General features: G+C 67.5%; 13 protein-coding genes. All 13 read left to right on the top strand.

Annotated features, from left to right (window positions below):
• Positions 1 to 72 precede the first annotated feature (72 nt).
• Complete coding sequence (locus tag O6Y00_RS06200; protein ID WP_353441727.1) at positions 73 to 2,172, top strand: glycoside hydrolase family 2 protein; 2,100 nt, start codon at positions 73 to 75, stop codon at positions 2,170 to 2,172.
• Positions 2,169 to 4,457 carry a beta-N-acetylhexosaminidase gene (locus O6Y00_RS06195; RefSeq protein WP_353441726.1) on the top strand — a complete coding sequence of 763 codons (2,289 nt, stop codon included), beginning with the start codon at positions 2,169 to 2,171 and terminating at the stop codon, positions 4,455 to 4,457. The genes O6Y00_RS06200 and O6Y00_RS06195 overlap by 4 nt, the downstream gene beginning before the upstream one ends.
• On the top strand, positions 4,457 to 7,069 hold the full coding sequence (locus O6Y00_RS06190) for a beta-mannosidase (RefSeq protein WP_353441725.1): 2,613 nt from the start codon (positions 4,457 to 4,459) through the stop codon (positions 7,067 to 7,069). The genes O6Y00_RS06195 and O6Y00_RS06190 overlap by 1 nt, the downstream gene beginning before the upstream one ends.
• A gap of 155 nt (positions 7,070 to 7,224) precedes the next feature.
• Entirely contained in the window at positions 7,225 to 9,756 is a 2,532-nt protein-coding gene (locus O6Y00_RS06185) for a glycoside hydrolase family 3 protein (RefSeq protein ID WP_353441723.1), read from the top strand.
• A complete protein-coding gene (locus O6Y00_RS06180) occupies positions 9,753 to 11,186 on the top strand; it encodes a glycoside hydrolase family 125 protein (RefSeq protein ID WP_353441722.1) in 1,434 nt (477 codons plus the stop codon). The genes O6Y00_RS06185 and O6Y00_RS06180 overlap by 4 nt, the downstream gene beginning before the upstream one ends.
• Positions 11,183 to 13,492: a GH92 family glycosyl hydrolase gene (locus tag O6Y00_RS06175; protein ID WP_353441721.1), complete on the top strand. Its 2,310-nt coding sequence runs from the start codon at positions 11,183 to 11,185 to the stop codon at positions 13,490 to 13,492. The genes O6Y00_RS06180 and O6Y00_RS06175 overlap by 4 nt, the downstream gene beginning before the upstream one ends.
• Positions 13,489 to 15,480, top strand: coding sequence for an alpha-L-fucosidase (locus O6Y00_RS06170; RefSeq protein WP_353441719.1), 1,992 nt, complete (start codon positions 13,489 to 13,491; stop codon positions 15,478 to 15,480). The genes O6Y00_RS06175 and O6Y00_RS06170 overlap by 4 nt, the downstream gene beginning before the upstream one ends.
• Positions 15,481 to 15,811: 331 nt before the next feature.
• The gene (locus O6Y00_RS06165; protein WP_353441718.1) at positions 15,812 to 17,206 is read left to right on the top strand and encodes an FAD/NAD(P)-binding protein; all 1,395 of its coding nucleotides are present in this window, start codon (positions 15,812 to 15,814) and stop codon (positions 17,204 to 17,206) included.
• Positions 17,203 to 18,330 carry a Na+/H+ antiporter NhaA gene (nhaA, locus tag O6Y00_RS06160; RefSeq protein WP_353441717.1) on the top strand — a complete coding sequence of 376 codons (1,128 nt, stop codon included), beginning with the start codon at positions 17,203 to 17,205 and terminating at the stop codon, positions 18,328 to 18,330. Before O6Y00_RS06165 ends, nhaA begins: the two co-directional genes overlap by 4 nt.
• Positions 18,331 to 18,624: 294 nt before the next feature.
• Positions 18,625 to 19,473, top strand: coding sequence for a TorF family putative porin (locus O6Y00_RS06155; protein WP_353441715.1), 849 nt, complete (start codon positions 18,625 to 18,627; stop codon positions 19,471 to 19,473).
• 113 nt (positions 19,474 to 19,586) lie between these two features.
• Complete coding sequence (kdpF, locus tag O6Y00_RS06150) at positions 19,587 to 19,676, top strand: K(+)-transporting ATPase subunit F (RefSeq protein WP_055875324.1); 90 nt, start codon at positions 19,587 to 19,589, stop codon at positions 19,674 to 19,676.
• A 12-nt stretch (positions 19,677 to 19,688) separates the two neighbouring features.
• A complete protein-coding gene (kdpA, locus tag O6Y00_RS06145; RefSeq protein WP_353441714.1) occupies positions 19,689 to 21,392 on the top strand; it encodes a potassium-transporting ATPase subunit KdpA in 1,704 nt (567 codons plus the stop codon).
• Between the two features lie 14 nt (positions 21,393 to 21,406).
• Complete coding sequence (gene kdpB / locus O6Y00_RS06140) at positions 21,407 to 23,437, top strand: potassium-transporting ATPase subunit KdpB (RefSeq protein WP_353441713.1); 2,031 nt, start codon at positions 21,407 to 21,409, stop codon at positions 23,435 to 23,437.
• The last annotated feature ends 136 nt before the right edge of the window (positions 23,438 to 23,573 follow it).

The raw sequence follows: 23,573 nt of genomic DNA, 5'->3' as shown, positions 1-23,573 counted from the left end.
ATATCGGGATGTATCAGGACAATGCGGCGGCGGATCTGGCACAGAAGTGCCGGGTTCGCTTCGGCCGTCCTGATGCTGCTGCCGTCCCCGGTCTGGGCCGAGCGGATCGATCTCGATGCGGGCTGGACGTTCTGGCTGGCAAAGGACGCGCCGGCCGATCCGGCGTGGCTGAAGTCCGATCCCGCGAAGGTCGAAAGCGTCAGCGTCCCGCATAGCTGGCCGCTGTCGCGCGGTGTCGGGTCGGAGGGCGTCGGCTGGTATGCGCGGACGCTGGTCGTGCCCAAGGCGATCGTCGGCAAGCATCTCGAACTGCATTTCGACGCGGTGTTCTACGCGGCGCGTGTTTGGGTAAACGGAACGCTCGTCGGCACGCACGAGGGCGGGCACACCGCGTTCGATATCGACGTCTCGAAGGTGTTGAGGCCGGGCGCGAACCGGATCGTCGTCGCGGCCGATGACCGGCCGGGGTTCGTGACGATTCCTGGCTATGCGATGCGTCTCCAAGCCTCGGGGAACGTCTGGTACGACTGGTGGCACAGCGGCGGGATCACGCGCGACGTGTCGCTGCGGATAGCCGAGGGCGGGCTGATCCGCCGCCAGCGTATCCGCCAGGTCCTGAAGCCCGACAGCGCGACCGTCACGAGTGGCGTCGCGATCGAGAATGTCGATGCGACTCCGCACACCTATTCCCTGACGTCCGTCGCGATCGATCCCGATGGCCGCGAGGTCGCGCGCGGTGAAAAGAGCGTGACGGTGGCCGCGTCGTCGACCGCTACGCCCGACGCTGCGCTGACGATCGCCAGGCCGCAACTGTGGCAGATCGGTGCGGGGAAGCTCTACCGGATCGTCGCCGAACTGCGCGACGAGAAGGGCGTGGTGCTCGACCGGCGCGAGGTCACCGTCGGTCTGCGCACGCTCGCGCTCCGTGACCGGAAACTCTACGTCAACGGTGTCGCGGTGCGGCTGACCGGGGTGACGCGGCACGAGGATTCGCCGTGGGAAGGCGCCGCCGAAACGCGCGGCACGATCCTCCACGACATGCGCGATCTGAACGCGCTGCACGTCACGCTGACACGGCCGGTGCATTATCCGCAGCCGCAGAGCGTGTTCGACGCCGCCGACCGTGCGGGCATGCTCCTCGTTCCCGAAATCCCGATCTGGCAGATGACCGCGGCGCAACTGGGCGATCCGCGGCTGCTGGTGCGTGCCAAAGCGATGATGGCCGAGATGATCGCCGAGAGCGGCAATCATCCAAGCGTGCTCGCGTGGAGCGTGATGAACGAGAGCGAGGCCGCGACGCCGCAGGGGCTCGCGTTCGTGAAGGCGATGAAGGCGCATATCAACGCGATCGATCCGGGCCGGTTCGTGACCTTCGCGGATTCGCAGATCGCGGAGCGTGCCGTACGCGTGCCCGCCCTGGTCGAGGCGGATTTCGTGATGGCCAATGCCTATTTCGGCACCTGGAGCGGCGCCGCGGGCAAAGTCGGCCCGTGGCTCGACGCGTTCGACAAGGCGTATCCCGACCGGATGCTGGTCATCTCCGAATTCGGCTGGCCCGGGCCGTTCTCGCACGATTCCGCGAGCGCGGACGTCGCGCGCACCGAAAACCTCAAGGACCAGCTCGCGGCGTTCGCGACGCGGCCCTGGGTCGGCGGCGCGATCTTCTGGAGCTATGCGGACTACCGCTCGAACAAGAACCTGTTTGCCGGCATGGCCGATGGCTATGTCGATCACGGCCTCGTCGATGCGGATCGCCAGCGCCGCCCGAGCTATTTCGCGTGGGAAGCCGCCAACCGCGACGTCTCCGCGAAGGTCGACCTGACGATGGCGGGCGAGACGCCGACCGGCTTCACCGCCACCGTCATGGGCGCGGCAAAGGCTGCATTGCCGTCCTATCCGCTGGTCGGCGCGCGGCTGCACTGGCGCGCGATCGGCGGCGATCGCGTCGTGCTCGGCGAGGGCGAACAGGCGCTTCCGGTCATCGCACCGGGCGGCACCGCGACGGTGTCCGCGGCCTGGACCGGTCGTCTTACGCCCGTCACGGTGACCGTCGATATCCTCACCGCGGAGGGTGCCCGCGCAGGCGGCGTCGTCCGCGACTACGAACCGTTCAAGGCCGGCTCCGCCGTCTATCCACCCGATCCAGCGCAATTGCCGAAGGACCCTAAATGATCCGTCTCCGCCCTCTGGTGCTCGCGCTGCTGATGTCCTCGACCGCGGCGGTGGCCGAAGGGCCGAAGCTGATCCCGATGCCGGCGTCGATCGAGCCTCACGCCGGCACGCTGACGATCGGCGAAGGGGCCGGGATCGTCGCTACCGATGCCGGGACGAAGACTGCGGCCAAGCTGCTCGCGCAACAGGTCAAGGTCGTGCGCGGGCTCTCGCTCGCCAGCCACGCCGGCACCGGCCCGATCCGCTTCGTGCGCGATGCGAGCGTGGCGGGTGACGAGGCCTACACGCTGACTGTCGATGCGAAGGGCGTGACGATCGCGGCGAGCGGCGATGCGGGCCTCGTCCACGGCGCGATGACGCTGGCGCAGTTGCTCAGCCCCGATGCGGCGGTCGGCAAGCCCGTGACGCTGGCGGCGATGACGATCCGCGATGCGCCGCGCTTCAAGTGGCGCGGGCTGATGATCGATCCGGCGCGGCATTTCGTGCCGATGGCAACGTTGTACGCGATGGTCGATCAGCTCGCGGCGCAGAAGATGAACGTGCTGCATCTCCATCTGACCGACGATCAGGGCTGGCGCGTCGAGATCAAGCGCTATCCCGACCTGACCCGGATCGGCGCGTGGCGGACGCCGCCGTCTGCGGGTGGTGCGCCGGGCGAGAAGGTCGGCGGGTTCTACACGCAGGCCGAGCTGAAGGCGCTGGTCGCCTATGCGCAGGAGCGCGCGATCACGATCATGCCCGAGATCGACCTGCCCGGCCATGCGCAGGCGGCGGTCGCGTCGTATCCGGCCGAAGTCGGCGTGCTCGGCGATCGGCCCGCGGTCGGGCACGACTGGGGCGTGAACCCGTGGCTGTTCAGCCCGGAGGATCGCAGCTTGACCTTCATCAAGCACGTGCTCGACGAGCTGATGGAGGTGTTCCCGTCGCAGTTCATCCATCTCGGCGGCGACGAGGCGGTCAAGGACCAGTGGGAGCGCTCGCCCGCGGTGCAGGCCAAGATGAAGGCGCTCGGGTTGAAGACCGAGATGCAGATGCAGAGCTGGATGATCGACCAGCTCGGCGAGTATCTCGCCAAGCACGGCCGCCGGCTGATCGGCTGGGACGAGATCCTCGAGGGTGGCTTGCCGCCATCGGCCTCGGTGATGTCGTGGCGTGGCGAGAAGGGGGCTGTCGATGCGGCCAACCAGGGGCATGACGTGGTGCTGAGCCCGGCGCCGATCCTGTATCTCGACAGCTTGCAGAGCAATCGCAGCGACGAGCCGCCGGGCCGTATCTCGAACGGCGATGCGATCGTGCCGCTCGCGCGGCTCTACGCGTACGAGCCCGAGCCGGCGGGGCTGGCGCCCGACAAGGCGAAGCATGTGCTGGGCGCGCAGATCAACGCATTCAGCGAATATCTGGTGACGCCCGAGCAGCTTCAGCACGCGACCTTCCCGCGGCTGTCGGCGCTCGCCGAGCGGACCTGGTCGCCGAAGTCCGCGCGTAATTTCGACGACTTCGTGGCGCGGCTCGAGCCGCAGATGGGGCGTTATGCCCGCGCTGGTATCGCCGCGGCGGACAGCGCGTTCGCGGTCGACTTCGCGATCCAGGGCACGCGCAGCGATGCGTTGCGTCGCGGCAAGGTGCCCGTGACGCTGGCGACGCAGACCGGCTACGGCACAATCCGCTACACGCTCGACGGCAAGGCGCCGACCGCGCGGTCTAAGGCCTATGCCACGCCGTTGTCGCTCAGGCCGGGGACCACTGTCCGTGCGGCGGCCTTCACCAGCGACGGTCGCCCGACCGCGGAGCCGCGGCTGTTCGAGACGAGCCGGGTCGCGCTGCTGCGCCGGTCGAGTTCGGAGCTGGTCGCGTGCCCCGATGGCGCGATCGGGCTGCGCGTGCCGCTGACGTCGGAGGCGACGGGGAATACGCCGGTATTCAACGTCAACATCTTCGACACGTGCACGATGTACCCGGCCGCACCGCTGGATGTAGCGCGGAGCTTCACCGTCGATGTCGCGCGGTTGCCGCGGCATTACGGGCTGGCACATGACGAGAAGGCGCTGCGGCGGCATTATGCGGTGACGACGTACGGCGAGCTCGTGGTGCGCACCGGCGGCTGCACGGGCACGATCGCGGCGACCTTCCCGCTGCCGAACCCGGCGACGAGCCCGAACCGCATGACCTTCCGCGGCACGCTGCCCGAGGGGAAGGGCGATGCGGACATCTGCCTGTTGTTCACCGCGTCGATGGAGTCGCCGTTCTACGCGGTCGAATCGATGCAACTGTCGGAGAAGAAGTGATGCGGCGCACGGCTGTTCTGCTGCTCGCCGCGATCGTTGCGACGCCCGTCTGGGCGGCACCACGCACCAGCGTCGTGCTCGACAACGGCTGGTCGATGCGGATCGATCCAACCGATACCGCAGCAGCCAAGGCGCATCCGAAGGCGGCACGCTGGCTGCGGGCGACCGTGCCGGGCAGCGCGCAGACCGACCTGATGGCCGCGAAGATCGTCCCCGATCCGTACAAGGGCCTGAAAGAGGCGAAGATCCAGTGGGTCGGGCTGACCGACTGGCAGTATCACACCGACGTGCGCGCGACGCCCGAACTGCTGGCGCGCGATCATATCGACCTGGTGTTCGATGGCCTGGATACCTTTGCCGAGGTGCGGTTGAACGGGACCAAGCTACTCGCCGCGGACAATGCGCATCGGCGCTGGCGCGTACCGGTCAAGGCGGTGCTGAAGCCGGGGGCGAACGAGCTGCTCGTCACTTTTCGGTCGCCGATCCGGACGTTGCAGCCGATGGTGCTGAAGGCGAAGAACCCGCTGCCCGGCGAATATGATTCGATCTACGGCGACGAGCCGATGGGCAAGCAGACCTCGCCCTATATCCGCAAGCCGAAGTATCAATATGGCTGGGACTGGGGTCCCCGCATCGTCACGCAGGGGATCTGGCGCCCGGCGCGGATCGAGGCGTGGGACGACGCGCGGATCGAGGCGTTTCGGGTTACGCAGGAAGGGCTGACCAAGTCCGAAGCGCGGTTGTCCGCCGAACTCGACGTGGTCGCGGGCGAAGAGCGGCCGGTTACCGTGCAGGTCGCGGTCACGGGGCCAGACGGCCAAGTCACGCAAGCAGCGCGGACCGTCACCGTCGAGGCGGGCGCTAGCCACGTCGCGGTACCGGTGAGCGTCGCCAATCCGCAGCGCTGGTTCCCCGCGGGCTATGGCGCGCAACCGCTCTATACCGTGAAGGCGACGCTGACCGACGGAACCACGACGATCGACACCGCGCAGCGCCGCACCGGCCTGCGCACCGTCGAACTGCGTCGCGAAAAGGACGCACAGGGGCGGGGCTTCGCGTTCGTCGTCAACGGCATTCCGGTGTTCGCCAAGGGCGCGAACCTGATCCCGTTCGACATGTTTCCCGCGCGCGTGCCCGAGAGCCAGATCCGCACCGTGATGGCCGGCGCGCGCGACGCCAACATGAACATGATCCGCGTGTGGGGCGGCGGCTATTATCTCGACGATGCGTTCTACGATCTCGCCGACCAGATGGGCTTGATGGTGTGGCAGGACTTCATGTTCGGCGGCGCCGTCACGCCGCCCGATCGCGAGTTCCGCGAGACTGTCCGCATCGAGGCGGAGGAACAGGTCGACCGGCTCCAGGCGCATCCCTCGATCGTGCTGTGGTCGGGCAACAACGAAGTGCTCAGCGGCTGGGCGAACTGGTCCGACCGGATCGCGTTCAAGAAGGCGGTCGGCGCGGACGAGCAGGAGCGGATCGGCGTCGGCATGGCGGTGATCTTCGACCGCGTGCTGCGCGATGCCGCCGAACGCCGCGATCCCGACGCGGTCTATTGGCCGGGCTCGCCGAGCAGCAATTACGAGGACAAACCGGACATCGACCCGGACGGCGACCGCCATTACTGGGACGTCTGGGGCGGCAAGAAACCGGTCGAGGCGTATCTCGACAGCTGCCCGCGGTTCATGTCCGAATACGGTCTGCAGTCGATGCCCGAGATGAAGACGATCCGGACGTTCGCGACCGACGCCGACTTCTCGCCGACCTCGCCAGTGATGAAGGCGCACCAGAAGTTCCTGAAAGGCGAGGGCAACGACCGGCTGCTGTTCTACATCCGCGAGAAATACCGCGAGCCGCGCGACTTCGCCGAGTTCGTGTATCTGAGCCAGGTGATGCAGGCCGAGGGGATCGAACTCGCCGCGCTGCACCACCGCGCGTGTCGGCCGGTGACGATGGGATCGCTGTTCTGGCAGATCAACGACGTCTGGCCGGGGGCGTCGTGGGCCAGCATCGATTATTACGGCCGCTGGAAGGCGCTGCAATTCCGCGCGCGGCATTTCTATGCGCCGCTGGCGATCGCCGCCGAGCGCAAGGACGGCGCCACCAAGGTGAGCCTGATCTCAGACGCGACGGTGCCGACCGAGGCGAAGTGGCGCGTGCGGACGCTCGATGTCGACGGCAAGGTCGTCGCGACACGCGAGGAGGCTGCGACGTTGGCGCCCTTGTCCGCGACGGCGGTGGCGACGCTGCCCGATGCGACGCTGTTCGCGGGTGGCGATCCGACGCGGACGATCGCGGTGGCGGAGTTGCTGGTGGACGGCCGCGTGACGTCGCGCGTGCTGGTGTCGGCGGCACCCAAGACGATGACGCTCCCCGATCCGGGACTGACCGCGACCTGGGATGGTGACCGCCTGACGCTGACCGCCAGCAAGCTCGCCCGCGCGGTATGGCTCGATTTCGGCAAGGTCGAGGCGACGCCGTCCGACAATGCGTTCGATCTGCTGCCGGGGGAGAGTGTTACGGTGACTGTTGCTTCGAAGGCGTCGGCTGCGGTGCTGCGGCGTGCCTTGTCGGTCCGGACACTGGCCGGTGTCGCGGCGGTGAAGTCGTGATGCGCAACCATGCCACCACCGCCTCGTCATCCCAGCGAACGCTGGGATCCAGAGTTACGGACGACGACGCCCTTGGCTCTGGATCCTGGGTCGAGCCCAGGATGACGGAGGGGGGGAGGGGTCGCCTCTCGACCCGGCTTGCCCAACTCGCGTTCGTGCCCGGCCTGTTGCTCGCGTCGTCGGCGCTTGCGCAGACGGTCGATCCGGCGTTGCGGGGCATGACGCTCGACGAGAAGGCGGCGCAGTTGCAGAGCGTCGCGCCGGCGATCCCGCGGCTGAACCTGCCCGCGTATGATTACTGGAACGAGGGGCTGCACGGGCTCGCGCGCAACGGCGTGGCGACGGTGTTTCCGCAGGCGATCGGTCTCGCCGCGACGTGGGACGAGGCGCTACTCAAGCGCGTCGGCGACGTCGTGTCGATCGAGGCGCGCGCGAAGTCGAACGCGCTGCCGGCGGGCGACCGCGAACGCTATCAGGGGCTGACGATCTGGTCGCCCAACATCAACATCTTCCGCGATCCGCGCTGGGGTCGTGGACAGGAGACGTATGGCGAGGATCCGTATCTGACGGGGCGGCTCGGCGTCGCGTTCATCGGCGGGTTGCAGGGGCCCGACCTCGCGCACCCGAAGGTCATCGCCACGCCGAAGCATCTCGCCGCGCACAGCGGACCCGAGGCGGGGCGCGACGGGTTCGACGTCGACATCTCGCCGCACGACCGCGAGGCGACGTTCCTCCCGGCGTTCCGGATGGCGCTGACCGAGGGCAAGGCGCTGTCGACGATGTGCGCGTACAACGCGATCCACGGCGTTCCCGTGTGCGCGTCGGAGCCGTTGCTGACCGAGACGGTGCGGAAGCAATGGGGCTTCAAGGGGCTGATCGTGTCCGACTGCGATGCGGTCGGGAATATCTCGAACTACCATTATTATCGGCCCGATACTGCGAGCGGATCGGCGGCGGCGATTTCCGCTGGCATGGATTTCAACTGCGGGAAGACCTACGCGGCGCTTGGCGATGCGGTGCGGCGGGGGCTGGTGCCCGAGGCGACGCTCGACGCAAGCTTGGCGCGGACGTTCGCGGTGCGGCGGATGCTTGGCGGGGCGTTCGGGACGACGAGCCCGTGGGACAGGATTAAGCCGACCGAGTTCGACACGCCTGCGCACCGCGCGCTGGCGCTGGAGGCGGCACGGAAGGCGATGGTGCTCGTCCAGAACAACGGCGTGCTGCCGCTGAAACCATCGGCGAAGATCGCGGTGATCGGGCCGAATGCCGACAGCGTCGACGTGCTGGAGGCGAATTATCACGGCACGGCCGCGGCGCCGGTCACGCCGCTGGCGGCGCTGCGGACGGCGTTTGCAGGCGTACGGTATGCCCAAGGATCGAGCATCGCCGAGGGCGTGCCCGTGCCGGTGCCCGACACTGCGCTGTCGCTGCGCGGCGAGTATTTTCGGGGAAGCGATTTCACGGGTACGCCGGTGGTACGGGCGGATCGCACGATTGACTTCGACTGGGATCGCACCGCGCCTGCGCCGGGGATCGATCCGGCGGCGTTCTCGGTGCGCTGGACCGGCACGATCACCGCGCCGGCTGCCGGCGAGTATGTGTTCCGGCTCGACGTGCCGCGGTGTTTCGACTGCAAGGGGCATGATCCTGCGCGGTTGTGGATCGACGGCAAACCGGTCGCCGACGACGATGGCAGCGGCAAGAATGTCGAGGCGGCGGTAACGCTGGCCGCGGGCCCACATGCGATCCGCGTCGAACTGGCGCATAGCGGCGAGGATCAGGGGCTGCGGCTGACCTGGACCGCCCCGGCCAATGCGCAGGTTGCCGAGGCGGTCGCCGCCGCGAAGGACGCCGATGCGATCGTCGCGTTCGTCGGGCTGTCGCCCGCGGTCGAGGGCGAGGCGTTGCAGATCGAGGTGGCCGGGTTCTCGGGCGGCGATCGGACCGATATCGGGCTTCCCGCCGCGCAGGTGCGTCTGCTCGAAGCGGCCAGGGCGACCGGCAAGCCGCTGGTCGTCGTGCTGATGACCGGCAGCGCGGTGGCGATGACCTGGGCGAAGGCGCATGCCGATGCGATCCTGGTCGGCTGGTATCCGGGGCAGGCCGGCGGGCAGGCGATCGCCGATACGCTGGTTGGCAGGAACAATCCGGGCGGGCGACTGCCGGTGACGTTCTACGCAAAGACGCGCGATCTGCCCGCGTTCATCGACTACAACATGCGCGAGCGGACCTATCGCTACTTCACCGGCACGCCGCTGTGGGGCTTCGGGCACGGGTTGAGCTATACGCAGTTCACTTATGCCATGCCCAAACTCGCGCGCAGTACGATAGCCGCTGGCGAGAGCTTCACCGTCGAGGTGCCGGTGCGCAATGCCGGCAAGGTCGCTGGTGACGAAGTGGTGCAGGCGTATCTCGTGCCGCCGGAGCCGGCGGTGAAGCCGCGCTTCAACGATCCCGTCCTCCAGCGCCAACTGGTCGGGTTCAGGCGTGAGACGGTAAAGCCGGGCCAGACGGCGCGCGTGGCCTTTACGATCGATCCTCGCGGCATGAGCAGCGTCGATGCGGCGGGAACGCGCCGCGTCGTACCGGGCGAATACCGGCTGCATATCGGTGGCGGCCAGCCTGGCGACGGACCGGGTGTCGATACCGTCTTCACCGTGACGGGAACGCAGGATTTGCCGAAATGATCGATCGCCGGATGCTTATCGCGGGTGCTGCGGCACTCGGGCTCGCGGGACCGCTGCGGGCGGCCGCACCGCCGTTCGTCAGCAAGCGCCCGAAGCTTGGCGATCGCCGCTATACCAGCCACGCGGTCGAGGCGGAGGTCGCGCGCGTGTCGGCGAAGATCGGCGATTCCGAACTCGCGTGGATGTTCGGCAATTGCTATCCGAACACGCTCGACACGACGGTGTTCATGGGCGCGGTCGACGGCAAGCCCGATGCGTTCGTCATCACTGGCGACATCGACTGCATGTGGCTGCGCGACAGCTCGGCGCAGGTCCATCCGTATCTGCCGCTGGCGAAGCGCGACCCCGCGTTGCGGACGCTATTTCGCGGGCTGATCGCGCGGCAGGCGCGGTGCATCCTGATCGATCCCTATGCCAACGCGTTCATGCACCACCCCTCGGCGAAGACCAATCTGAGCTGGTCGCTGACCGACGACACGGTGATGAAGCCGGGCGTCGGCGAGCGCAAATGGGAGATAGATTCGCTCTGCTACCCGATGTGGATCGCGCACGCCTATTGGCAGGCGACCGGCGATACCGCGCCGTTCGATGCGCTGTGGGCGGATGGCGCGCGCGCGTCTATCCGGACGTTCCGCGAGCAGCAGCGCAAGGACGGGCCGGGGCCGTATCGCTTCCGCCGGTCGTCGCCGATCGTCGGCGAAAGCATGCCGCTCGATGGCTATGGTCCGCCGTCGCGACCGGTCGGCCTGATCCATTGCGGGTTCCGGCCGTCGGACGATGCGTGCGTGCTCCCGTTCCTGATCCCGTCGAACATCTTCGCGGTCCATGCGCTGCGGCAACTGGCGGAACTCGCGACACGCGCCCGGCCCGACGCGGCGCTGGCGGCGGATGCATCTGCGCTGGCGGACGAGATCGAGGCAGCGCTGCGGCTGCACGGCATGACCAAAGGCGCGGACGGCCAGCCGGTCTGGGCGTATGAGGTCGACGGCTATGGCAACGCGATCTTCATGGACGACGCCAACGTGCCGAGCCTGTCGGGGCTGGCGTATCTCGGCGCGGTGAAGGCCGACGATCCGCTCTGGCGGCGCACCGCGGCGCGCGCGTGGAGCAAGGACAACGCGTATTTCTTCACCGGCAAGGCGGCGGAGGGGATCGGCAGTCCGCATACGGGCTTGCGCGAGATCTGGCCGATGTCGATCGTGATGCACGCGTTGAACGCGCTTGAGACTGGCGACGACGCGACCGTCGCGCGGTCGCTCGCCGCGTTGAAGACGACGCATGGCGGCACCGGGTTCATGCACGAATCCTTCAACCAGGACGACGGCGCGAAATTTACCCGCGCCTGGTTCGCCTGGGCCAACGGGCTGTTCGGCGAGCTGGTCGTCGACATCGCCGCCAAAAATCCCGCCCTTCTAGGAGTCCGCGCATGATCTCCCGCCGTATGCTCCTCGCCGGTAGCGGCGCGCTTGCGCTGACCGCGCGCACGACCTTCGCCGCCACGCCGCGCACCACGACGGCGCCCGACCTGTTCGTCGGCACCGGCGGCCACGGCCACACCTATCCGGGCGCGACGCTGCCCTTCGGAATGGTGCAGCTCAGCCCCGATACCGATGTCGAGCGCTGGGATGCATGTTCGGGGTATCACCGCACCGATACGTCGATCATGGGGTTCAGCCATACGCATCTGTCGGGTACCGGGATCGGCGACATGCTCGATGTGCTGGTGGTGCCGAACCGGGGCCCAGTGCAGCTGATTCCGGGCACGCTTGCCGATCCCGATGCGGGGTATCGCCAGCGCTTCTCCGCCGAGCATGCCGACCCGGGTTATTACCGCGTGATGCTGGAATCGGGCGTGCGCGCGGAGCTGACCGCGACCGAGCGGACCGGCATCCAGCGCCACGTCTTTCCGGCGGGCGCGGGGCATATCCTCGTCAACCTGTCGCACCTGATTCTCGACAAGTCCGACCAGGGTGTGCTGATCGACGACGCGTCGCTGAATGTCGACGACACCGGCATGCTGACCGGCAGCCGGCGCGTGTTTCGCTGGGCGAAGGGCCGGCGGATCCACTTTGCGATGCAGTTGTCGCGCAAGCCCGATCGGATCGTGTTCTACGGCGATGGCGACGTCGCGCAGCCAGCGGGCGCGAAGGGCGTCGCGGGCAAGCGCGTCAAGGCGGTGCTGCACTACGACGACGCTGGCACTGCGCCGATCGTGATCCGCACCGGCATCTCCGCGGTCGACGTCGCGGGTGCGCGCGCAAACCTCGCCGCCGAGGCGCGGCATTGGGATTTCGACCGCTACCGTGCCGAGGCGACCAAGCTTTGGGCGCCTGCGCTCGCCGCGGTCACCGTCGAGGGCGGAACACCCGCGCAGCGCACGATCATGGCGAGCGCGCTGTACCATGCGCAGCTTGCGCCGACGCTCTTCTCCGATGTCGACGGACGCTATGTCGGGCTCGACCGGCAGGTGCACACGGTCACCGGCAAGGACCGTGCGTACAGCACCTATTCGATGTGGGACACGTATCGCGCGCTGCATCCGCTGCTCACGCTGATCGAGCCCGAGCGGACTGCGGAACTCGTCGGCGACCTGCTCCGGCAGACGCAGCAGAGCCCCTACGGGCCGCCGGTCTGGCCGTTGCAGGGGATCGAGACGGGGTGCATGATCGGCTGGCATTCGGTGTCGGTGATGGCCGAGGCGCGCGCAAAGGGCGTACCCGCGAACTATGCCGCGGCGTGGCCGAACGTGCGGCGCCGCTCGTTCGATTTCGCGATGCCCAATCTCGACAACAGTCTCGGGATCAAGCCGTACGACACGATGGGCTACATCCCCGCCGACACGGTGTTCGAGTCGGTCTCGCGCACGCTCGAATATGCGTATGACGATTACGCCTCGGCGCATCTGGCGGATGCTGCGGGCGCGACCGCCGATGCCGCACGGTTGCGCAAGCGCAGCGGCAACTGGCGTAACGTGTTCGATGCGTCGATCGGGTTCGCGCGGCCGAAGCTCGCGGACGGGACATGGACCACGCCGTACGATCCGATCGCGCTGGGTCATTCGAGCAAGTGGCGCGATTATACCGAGAGCAATGGCTGGCAGGCGACATTCCTCAACCAGCACGACGTGTACGGCCTGATCGCGGCGATGGGCGGCGATGCGAAGTTCGAGGCGAAGCTCGACGGGTTGTTCAACGCGCCGTCGATCCTGCCGAAGGACGCGCCGCCCGACATCAGCGGACTGGTCGGGCAATATGCGCACGGCAACGAGCCGAGCCATCACGTCGCGTATATGTACGCGTATTGCGGTGCTGCCTGGAAGACGCAGGCGATGGTCCGCCGGCTGCTGACCGAGATGTACAGGGACGATCCCGACGGCATCATCGGTAACGACGATTGCGGGCAGATGAGCGCGTGGTTCGTGCTGAGTGCGCTCGGGCTGTATCCGGTCGATCCGGTGAGCGCGAACTATGTGCTGGGCTCGCCGCTGTTCGACCGGGCCGAGATGCGCGTCGGCAACGGCAGGACGCTGGTCGTCGAGGCGCGCGGCAATGCGGCGGATCGGCCTTACGTGCAGTCGGTGACGTGGAACGGTCGGCCCTGGACGAAGAGCTGGATCGCGCATGCCGATATCGTCCGCGGCGGCCGGCTCGTGTTCGAGATGGGCGACAAGCCCAACCATAATTTTGGCCGTGCGCCTGCCGATCGGCCGCCAGCAACCACCGGAGTTTCGCGATGACCTTGGATATGAATCGCCGCGCGTTGATCGCCGGAACGCTTGCCACCGCTGCGGCTGGTCGGGCGAACGCCGCGGCCCCGGTCGGCGCACCCGCCCCCTGGGGTGCGACGCCTAGCGTCCGCCAACTCGCCTGGCACAAGCGCGAGCGCTACGGCTTCGTCCACTTCACGCTGAACACCTGGACCGACAAGGAATGGGGCTATGGCGACGAGGACCCGAAGCTGTTCAACCCGACCGCGTTCGATCCCGACCAGATCGTCGCGGCGGCCAAGAGCGCGGGGCTGACCGGCCTCGTCCTGACCGCCAAGCATCATGACGGCTTCTGCCTCTGGCCGACCAAACTGACCGAGCATTGCATCCGCAACAGTCCATATAAAGGCGGCAAGGGCGATATCGTCCGCGAAATGGGCGACGCGTGCCGACGCGGCGGGATCTCCTACGGCCTGTATCTGTCGCCCTGGGATCGCAACCGCGCCGACTATGGCACCCCCGCGTACGTCGAGTATTTCCGCGCGCAGCTGACCGATCTCTGCACCAATTACGGCGAGCTCTTCGAAGTCTGGTTCGATGGCGCGAACGGCGGCGACGGCTATTACGGCGGCGCGCGCGAGGCACGGAAGATCGATGCGCCGAAATATTACAACTGGCCGTCGATCATCGCGCTGGTCCATAAATTGCAGCCGATGGCGTGCACCTTCGATCCGCTCGGCGCGGATATCCGCTGGGTCGGCAACGAGGACGGCCACGCGGGCGATCCGTGCTGGCCGACCATGCCGAACCATCCGTATGTCCAGTCCGAGGGCAATTCGGGCGTGCGCGGGGCGCCGCTCTGGTGGCCGGCGGAGACCAACACGTCGATCCGTCCCGGCTGGTTCTATCATGCCGACGAGGATCTCCAAGTGAAGTCGCCGCAGCGGCTGATGCAGTTCCACGACGAGTCGGTCGGGCGCGGCACCAACATGATGCTCAACCTGCCGCCCGATCGCCGTGGGCTGATCGCGGAGCCCGATCTCGCGTCGCTGAAAGCGTTCGGCGATGCGTTGCGGGCGAGCTTCAAGACCGATCTGGCGAAGGGCGCGGTGGCGAGCGGTCCGTCGCGCGGGGCCCGGTTCGCGCCGGCCAACGTGCTTGACGGCAATCGCGAGACGTATTGGAGTGTGCCCGATGCGGTGAAGACGCCGTCGCTGGTGCTCGACCTGCCGCCGGGGCGCCGGTTCGACCTGATCCGGATCCGCGAGGCGCTCGACCTGGGTGTCCGCGTGACGAAGTTCGCGATCGATGTGGCGGACGCGAAGGGCGCGTGGGGCGAGGTCGCGGTGCACGAGTGCATCGGCGCGCAGCGGATCATCCGCCTGCCCGAGCCGGTGACGGCGCGGCGCGTGCGGTTGCGGATCGTCGAGGCGCCGGCATGCCCGGCGATCACCGAGCTGTCACTGTTCCTGAGCGTTCCGCCGGTCGCGATCGCGGCATCGCAGGCGAAGGGCAACAAGATCATAGCGAAGACCGGGTGGACGATCGTCAGCGCGATCCAGCACACTCTGGCGATGAAGGCGGGCAAGCCCGATTTCGAGGGGGAGAAATCATTGGCGGGTGTGGTGAAGCCCGGATTGCCCGGTGCGGAGGCGGTGCTCGACGACGACCTTGCCACCGTCTGGACGACGCCCGCGCCGACCCCGACGAGCATCGTGATGCTGATGATCGACATGGGCAAAGCGGAGCAGGTCGCCGGGTTCAGCCTGACGCCGACCCGCCAGGCGCTGCCCGACGCGGGCCCGCCGGGGCGCTACAGCGTCGAGACGAGCGAGGACGGCAGGACCTGGACGCCGGCGGACGAGGGCGAGTTCGGCAACATCGCCTATGCGCGCGCCACGCAGCGCATCACCTTCGCGAAGGCTCGGCAGGCGCGGTACCTGATGCTGGGGTTCACGACGGTGGCGACCGCGCAGCCGAAGATGGCGATCGCGGGGATTGGGGCGTTCCGGCCGTAAGGGTCGGAGCAGGCGGCACCACGTCACCGCTATCTCCGTTACCCCGGACTGGTTCCGGGGTCCACCGTTCCGCGGGCTCGATAAGCGTGATCAAGCGGAGCGGTGGATGCCGGAACAAGCCCGGCATGACGGGGGCATAGGGCGGTTTCTCTCAACCCCGTCATCCTGACGAAAGTCAGGATCCAGAGTACGGGACGGCACGCGTGTGGCTCTGGGTCCTGACTTTCGTCAGGATGACGGACGTTTGAGGAGGACCGCCTGTCGGCACAGGGCTGGGCTAGCCGGCTCCGATCGGGCATGGCTTCCCGCGACAACACGGGTGAGCGTACAGATGGACCAATCAGCTACCATGCCGCGGATCGCGGGGCCCGAGGATCATGTGGTCGTCGTCGGGGGCGGCTTTTCGGGCGCGTTGTTCGCGGTCAATCTGATGCGGCATGAGGGGCCGCGCGTGACCTTGATCGAGCGGCGCGACCGGCAGCTTGCGCGCGGTGTCGCGTATAGTGCCGCGCATCCCGATCACCTGCTCAACGTCCGCGCGGGGAACATGAGCGCGCTGCCCGACGATCCCGACCACTTCGTCCGCTGGCTGGAGGCGCACGGCAAGGGCGACCGCAAGACCTTCGTGCCCCGCACCACCTATGGCGCGTATCTGCGCGAACTGCTCGATGCGGCGATCGCGGAGTCGGACGGCCGGCTGGTGCATGTCGAGGGCGAGGTCTGCGCGATCGATCCGGTCGAGGGCGACGGCGTGACGCTGACGATGGCGGATGGACGCAAGATCGCCGCCGATACCGCGGTGCTCGCGCTTGGCAATTTGCCACCGCACACGCCGCCGGGGTTGAAGCCGGACGCGTTGCCGACCGGTGTCTATTACGCGGACCCGTGGGCGGCCAACCTCGCCGAGGGGCTTGGCGCGGACGATACCGTCGTGCTGGTCGGAACGGGGCTGACCGCGATCGACGCGGCGTTGCTGCTCGATGCGCAGGGGTTCGCCGGACATATCCTGGCGATGTCGCGGCGCGGGTTGTCGCCGCGACGGCATGTCGATGGCGCGCCTGCGCACCGCGGCGTTTCGGATAAGCCGCAGGGCGGGCTGACCGACCTCGTCCGCTATGTTCGTGCACGTGCCGCCGAAGAGGGCTGGCGCTGCGCTGTCGACGAGCTGCGGCCGGTCACGCAGATGCTGTGGGCGGCGGCGTCGCAGGAGGTGCGCGGGCGCTTCCTTCGCCATTTACGCCCGTATTGGGACGTCCACCGCCACCGGCTCGCACCGGCGGTGGCGGACCGGGTCGAGGCACTCGTCGCGACCGGGCGTCTGACCTTCACGGCGGGAAAGATCGTCTCCGCCGAAGCCGACGGGACGCAGGCAAAGTTGACGTGGCGGCCTCGCGGCGAGACCGACCCGGTCGTCACGCGCGCCGCGCGGATCGTCAATTGCACCGGGCCGCAGGGTGACCTGTTGCGCTCGGAAGAGCCGCTCGTGAAGCACCTGCTAACCGCCGGTGCGATCCGGCCCGATCCGTTGCGGCTCGGCGTCGACGTCGATGCGCAGTCACGCGCGATCCGTGCGGACGGGACCCCCGACGACAGGATCCACTGCATCGGGCCGATGACCCGCGGCGGGCTGTGGGAAGTCGTCGCGGTGCCCGATATCCGCGTGCAGAGCTGGGATCTCGCGCGCCGCCTGTCGAACGCGCAATGGGTTGGTGGCGAAGGTCTTTGACCGCGATCCGGCAGTTTTTTGCGGGCGATGCGGCGGGTGCCATCGTGCTGCTCGCCGCGGCGATAGCGGCACTGATCGTTGCAAATTCACCGTTCGCGCCGACGTACTTCGCGACACTGCACCACGTAGTCGGCGGGATGAGCGTCCATCACTGGATCGACGACGGCGCGATGGCGCTGTTCTTCCTGCTGATCGGACTGGAGGTGAAGAGCGAGTTCGTCTCGGGGCATCTCTCGACCTGGGGCGAGCGCATCATGCCCGGTGCGGCGGCGCTCGCGGGCATGGCGGTGCCGGCGGCCCTCTATGTCCTGGTCAACATGGGAACGCCCGCCAATCTGCGCGGCTGGGCGATCCCGGCGGCGACCGACATCGCGTTCGCGCTGGGCATCCTCGCGCTGCTCGGCTCGCGTGTGCCGACCTCGCTGAAGGTTCTGCTGACGGCGATCGCGGTGATCGACGACCTGCTCGCGATCCTGGTCATCGCGCTGTTCTACACCGGCCATATCGCGCTGCTGCCGTTGCTTGCGGCGGGCTTGGGGCTCGGCGTACTCGTCATCCTGAACCTGTCGGGCGTGCGGTCGCTGGTGCCGTATCTGCTGATCGGCGCCGGCATCTGGTACGGCGTCTTGCTGTCGGGCGTCCATGCGACGCTCGCCGGCGTGGCGGTCGCGTTGACGATCCCGCTGCGGACGGGGGACGGCCAGCCGCCGCTGAAACGTCTCGAACACGCACTCCAGCCCTGGTCGAGTTTCCTGATCGTGCCGGCGTTCGGGTTCGCCAACGCCGGCATCGCGTTCGGCGGGATGGTGGCGTCGGACGTGATCGCGCCGCTGCCGGTCGGGATCATGCTGGGACTGTTCCTCGGCAAACAGATCGGCATCTTCGCGACGATCCGCGGTCTCGTGACGTTCCGGCTAGCCGATGCGCCCAGGAACGCGAGCTGGACGCAGGTGTACGGCATGGCGGTGCTGTGCGGGATCGGTTTCACGATGAGCCTGTTCATTGGTGGCCTCGCCTTCGCCGGCGCACCGCACGCGATGGACGCGGTGAAGGTCGGCGTGTTCGCGGGTTCGATCCTGTCGGGCGTCGCCGGCTGGCTGATCCTTCGCCGCACAGCACAGTGAGCCAGTGATGCTGATCGGCACTGAGCAGGCACTACCCCGGCGGAGGCCGGGGCCCAGTTGGGCAACGATGCTATCGACTGGTGCGCTTTGTTACAGCGACCTTTCCACCTGGGCCCCGGCCTCCGCCGGGGTGGTGCATCTTTGCCAGTACGGTAGCCGTCGATAATTCCGACAATACTACGCGAAACATATGCTCCGGCCCGGCAATCGATCTCGAATTGCTACGTCACCGGAGCCTAATTGCCAGTCCTCGCGAACCGCCATCCTTTCGGCGGCACGCGCATGGGGACCGCAATGCACATTCTTCGTTTCACCGCCGCCGCCGGACTTCTCGCCGGTATCGCCACGCCCGCGTTCGCACAGGACACCGCGCCGCCGTCACCCGTGACCGTCTCCGGTTCGGTGACGCTCGCGACCGACTACCGCCTGCGCGGCGTGTCGCAGTCGGACAAGGACGGCGCGATCCAGGGCGGGCTGACGATTTCGCACGAGAGCGGCGTGTATGTCGGCGCATGGGGCTCGAACCTGTCGGGCTGGGGCACGTTCGGCGGCTCGAACATGGAGCTCGACCTGATCGGCGGCTACAAGCACAAGCTCGCGGACAACGCGACGATCGACGTCGGCCTGACCTGGTACATGTATCCGGGTGGCGCCTCGAAGACGGACTATGCCGAGCCCTATGTGAAGCTCAGCGGCACGACCGGTCCCGCGACACTGACCGCGAGCGCGTTCTACGCGCCGAAGCAGCAGGCGCTCGGCAAATGGTATCGCACCGGCGCCGACGCGGCGGCGGGTGTCTACACCAATCCCGGCGACAAGAAGGACAACCTCTACCTCACCGGCGACGGCGCGTTCGCGATCTCCGGCACGCCGGTCACCGCCAAGGCGCATATCGGCCATAGCTGGGGCAATGACGGGCTCGGCCCCAACGCGACCAGCGCGGCGCCGACCGGCGACTATTGGGATTGGTCGCTCGGTGCGGACACTACGTATAAAAACCTGACGCTGAACGTGAGCTATGTCGACACCGACATCACGCGTCGCAGTGCTGCGTATCTCCAGCCTAGCTTCAGCCGCGGCCAGGACGGAACCGGATCGATCGCCGACGGCACGATCGTCGCCTCGCTCACCGCCGCCTTCTGAAGGATCGACCGATGCAGGATCTACTCTGGATAGCGTTCATGGTCGGACTGGTGGCGGCGACGCTCGCCTATGTCCGCCTTTGCGACAACGCCTGAGCCCATGAGGACACCATCATGACCCTCGACCTCTGGCTCGCCGCGATCGTCGCGCTCGGGCTGCTGTTTTACCTCGTGGCGGTGCTCATCCGCCCCGAACGCTTTTAGGAGCGCGTCCTCATGACATTCGAAGGATGGATCCTCATCCTGGGCTTCGTCGGCATCCTGCTGGCGTTGACCAAACCCGTCGGCCTGTGGCTGTTCGCCTTGTACGAAGGTCGCCGCACCCCGATCCACGCAATCCTCGGCCCCGTCGAGATCGGCTTCTACAAGCTCAGCGGCATCGATCCGAAACAGGAGCAGGGCTGGCGCCGCTACGCGCTGCACATGATCGTGTTCAACGCCGTGCTGATGGCGCTGACCTACGCGGTGCTGCGTCTGCAGGGCGTCCTGCCCGGCAACCCGCAGGGGCTGGCAGGGCTCAGCCCCCATCTCGCGTTCAACACCGCGATCAGCTTCACGGCGAACACCAACTGGCAGAGCTATGCCGGTGAATCGACTATGTCGAACTTCAGCCAGATGTTCGGCCTGACGATCCACAACTTCCTGTCGGCGGCGACCGGCATCGCGCTCGCGTTTGCGCTGTTCCGCGGGTTCGCGCGTAGGTCGAGTGCGACGATCGGCAATTTCTGGGCCGACATGACGCGCGTCACGCTGTACGTGCTGCTGCCGATCTGCGTCGTCATTACGATCTTCTACATCGCCAGTGGCGTGCCGCAGACGATGGCCGGCACGGTCGACATCACCACGCTCGAAGGGCTCAAGCAGACGCTGACGCTCGGGCCGGTGGCAAGCCAGGAAGCGATCAAGATGCTCGGCACCAATGGTGGCGGCTTCTTCAACGCGAACTCGGCGCATCCGTTCGAGAACCCGACCGCGCTAGTCAACCTCGTGCAGATGCTGTCGATCTTTGTCATCGGCTTCGGCCTGACCTGGACGTTCGGCAAGGCCGTCGGCAACACGAAACAAGGCTGGGCGATCCTCTCGGCGATGCTCGTGCTGTTCCTTGCCGGCGTCACGATCACCTATGCCCAGGAAGCCGCGGGCAACCCGATCCTCCACCAGATCGGCGTCGCGGGCGGCAACATGGAAGGCAAGGAGGTCCGCTTCGGGATCGCCGCGTCCGCCCTGTTCTCGGTCGTCACCACCGCCGCATCGTGCGGCGCGGTCAACGCGATGCACGACAGCTTCACGGCACTCGGCGGCATGATCCCGCTGCTCAACATGCAGCTCGGCGAAGTCGTCATCGGCGGCGTCGGCGCGGGCATCTACGGCTTCCTGCTGTTCGCGATCCTCGCGGTGTTCGTCGCAGGGCTGATGGTCGGCCGCACGCCCGAATATGTCGGCAAGAAGATCGAGGCGCGCGAAGTGAAACTGGCGGTGCTGGCGATCGCCATCCTGCCGCTCGTCATCCTCGGCTTCACCGCGCTCAGCGCCGTGCTGACCGACGGGCTCGCCGGGCCGCTCAACAAGGGGCCGCACGGGTTCAGCGAGATCCTCTACGCGTTCACCAGCGCGGTCGGTAACAACGGGTCGGCCTTTGCCGGTCTGACTGCCAACACGCCCTATTACAACGGCTTGCTCGGGGTCGCGATGTGGCTCGGGCGCTTCTTCATCATCGTGCCGATGCTCGCTATCGCCGGTGGTCTCGCGGCCAAGAAATACACGCCGGAGAGTTCAGGCTCGTTCCCGACGACGGGCGCACTGTGGGTCGGCCTGCTGGTCGGGATCATCCTGATCGTCGGTGGCCTGACCTTCCTGCCGAGCCTCGCGCTCGGTCCCATCGCCGATCATCTCGCGATGATCAGCGGCAAAACCTTCTGACGGGACAAGCCAAAATGGCACGCACCCCTACCAAGTCGCTGTTTACGGCCGACTTGATCGTTCCCGCGATCGGCGACGCTTTCCGGAAACTCGACCCAAGGCAGTTGATCCGCAACCCGGTGATGTTCGTCACCGCCGTCGTCGCCACGCTGTTGACGATCCTCGTCAACGTCGGCGGCGACGGGCTGTCGGTCGGCTTCAAGATACAGCTGGTGATCTGGCTGTGGCTGACCGTGCTGTTCGGCACCTTCGCCGAAGCGCTTGCCGAAGGCCGCGGCAAGGCGCAGGCCGCGTCGCTCCGCGCGACCAAGGCCGAACTGACCGCCCGCCGCATGAAGGGCGACCAGGTCGAGTCCGTCCCTGCGAGCATGCTCCGCGCGGGCGATATCGTCCTGGTGACGATGGGAGACCTGATCCCGGCCGACGGCGAAGTCGTCTGGGGCGTCGCCTCGGTCAACGAAGCCGCGATCACCGGCGAGAGCGCGCCGGTGATCCGCGAGGCGGGCGGCGATCGCTCGGCGGTGACCGCGGGCACGCGCGTCATCTCCGACGAGATCCGCGTGAAGGTCACCGCCAATCCCGGCGAAGGCTTTCTCGACCGGATGATCGCGTTGGTCGAGGGCGCCGAGCGACAGAAGACGCCGAACGAGATCGCGCTGACGTTGCTGCTCGTCGGCCTGACGATCATCTTCCTGATCGCGGTCGGGACGATCCCCGGTTTCGCCAGCTATGCGGGTGGCCGCGTGCCGGTCGCGATCCTCGCGGCGCTGCTGATCACGCTGATCCCGACGACGATCGCGGCGCTGCTGTCGGCGATCGGGATCGCGGGCATGGACCGACTGGTGCGCTTCAACGTGCTGGCGAAGTCGGGGCGTGCGGTCGAGGCGGCGGGCGATATCGACGTCCTGCTGCTCGACAAGACCGGCACGATCACGATCGGCGATCGTCAGGCGAGCGAATTTCGCTCGGTCGGCGGCACGCGTGACGAGGACCTTGCCGAGGCGGCGTTGCTCGCCAGCCTCGCCGACGAAACGCCCGAGGGCCGCTCGATCGTCGTGCTGGCGCGCGAGAAGTTCGGGGTTACGACCAGCGAACTGCCGGGCGATGCGGAGGTGATTCCGTTCACCGCGCAGACGCGCATCTCGGGCGTGATCGTCGGTGGTTCGCTGATCCAGAAGGGGGCGGTCGACTCGATCTTGAAGGCCAATCCGGGGGCAGGGGCGACCGCCGCCGCGACCGAACTGCGCCGGATCACCGACGAGATCGCCCGCGCCGGCGGCACGCCGCTGGCGGTTGCCCGTGACGGCCGTTTGCTCGGCGCGATCTTCCTCAAGGACGTGGTGAAGGCTGGCATCCGCGAACGCTTCGGTGAGCTGCGCGCGATGGGCATCCGCACGGTGATGATCACCGGCGACAACCCGCTCACCGCCGCCGCGATCGCCGCAGAGGCCGGCGTCGACGACTTCCTCGCGCAGGCGACGCCCGAGGACAAGCTCGACCTGATCCGCAAGGAACAGCAGGGTGGGCGGCTGGTCGCGATGTGCGGCGACGGCACCAACGACGCGCCGGCTCTGGCGCAGGCGGACGTAGGCGTGGCGATGAACACCGGCACGCAGGCCGCGCGCGAGGCGGGCAACATGGTCGACCTCGACAGCGATCCGACCAAGCTGATCGAGATCGTCGGCCTCGGGAAGCAGCTGCTGATGACCCGCGGTGCGCTGACCACCTTCTCGGTGGCGAACGACGTCGCGAAGTATTTCGCGATCATCCCGGCGATGTTCGTCGCGCTCTATCCGGGGCTCGGCGTGCTCAACGTGATGCGGCTTGGGTCGCCCGAAAGCGCGATCCTGTCGGCGATCATCTTCAACGCGATCATCATCCCGATGCTGGTGCCGCTCGCGCTGAAGGGCGTGGCGTACAAGCCGATGGCGGCGGGCCCGCTGCTCGCGCGCAACCTGGCGGTTTATGGGCTGGGGGGGCTGATCGCGCCGTTCGTGGGGATCAAGCTGATCGACATTCTCGTCGGCGCGCTGGGGCTGGCATGATGACTGAGGCTAACCCGTGGCGTGCACATGCGCCCTCGCACCGACCCCCAACACCACCCCGGCGAAGGCCGGGGCCCAGGTGGAAAGGTTGCGGTAACGAAGCGCACCCGTCGTTAGCAACGTCACCCAACTGGAC

Source organism: Sphingomonas faeni, from assembly GCF_040407565.1.
GTDB classification, from domain to species: Bacteria; Pseudomonadota; Alphaproteobacteria; order Sphingomonadales; family Sphingomonadaceae; genus Sphingomonas; species Sphingomonas faeni_F.
Note: the sequence above shows the minus strand (reverse complement) of the source record. Positions and strands in the feature narration are given on the sequence as shown.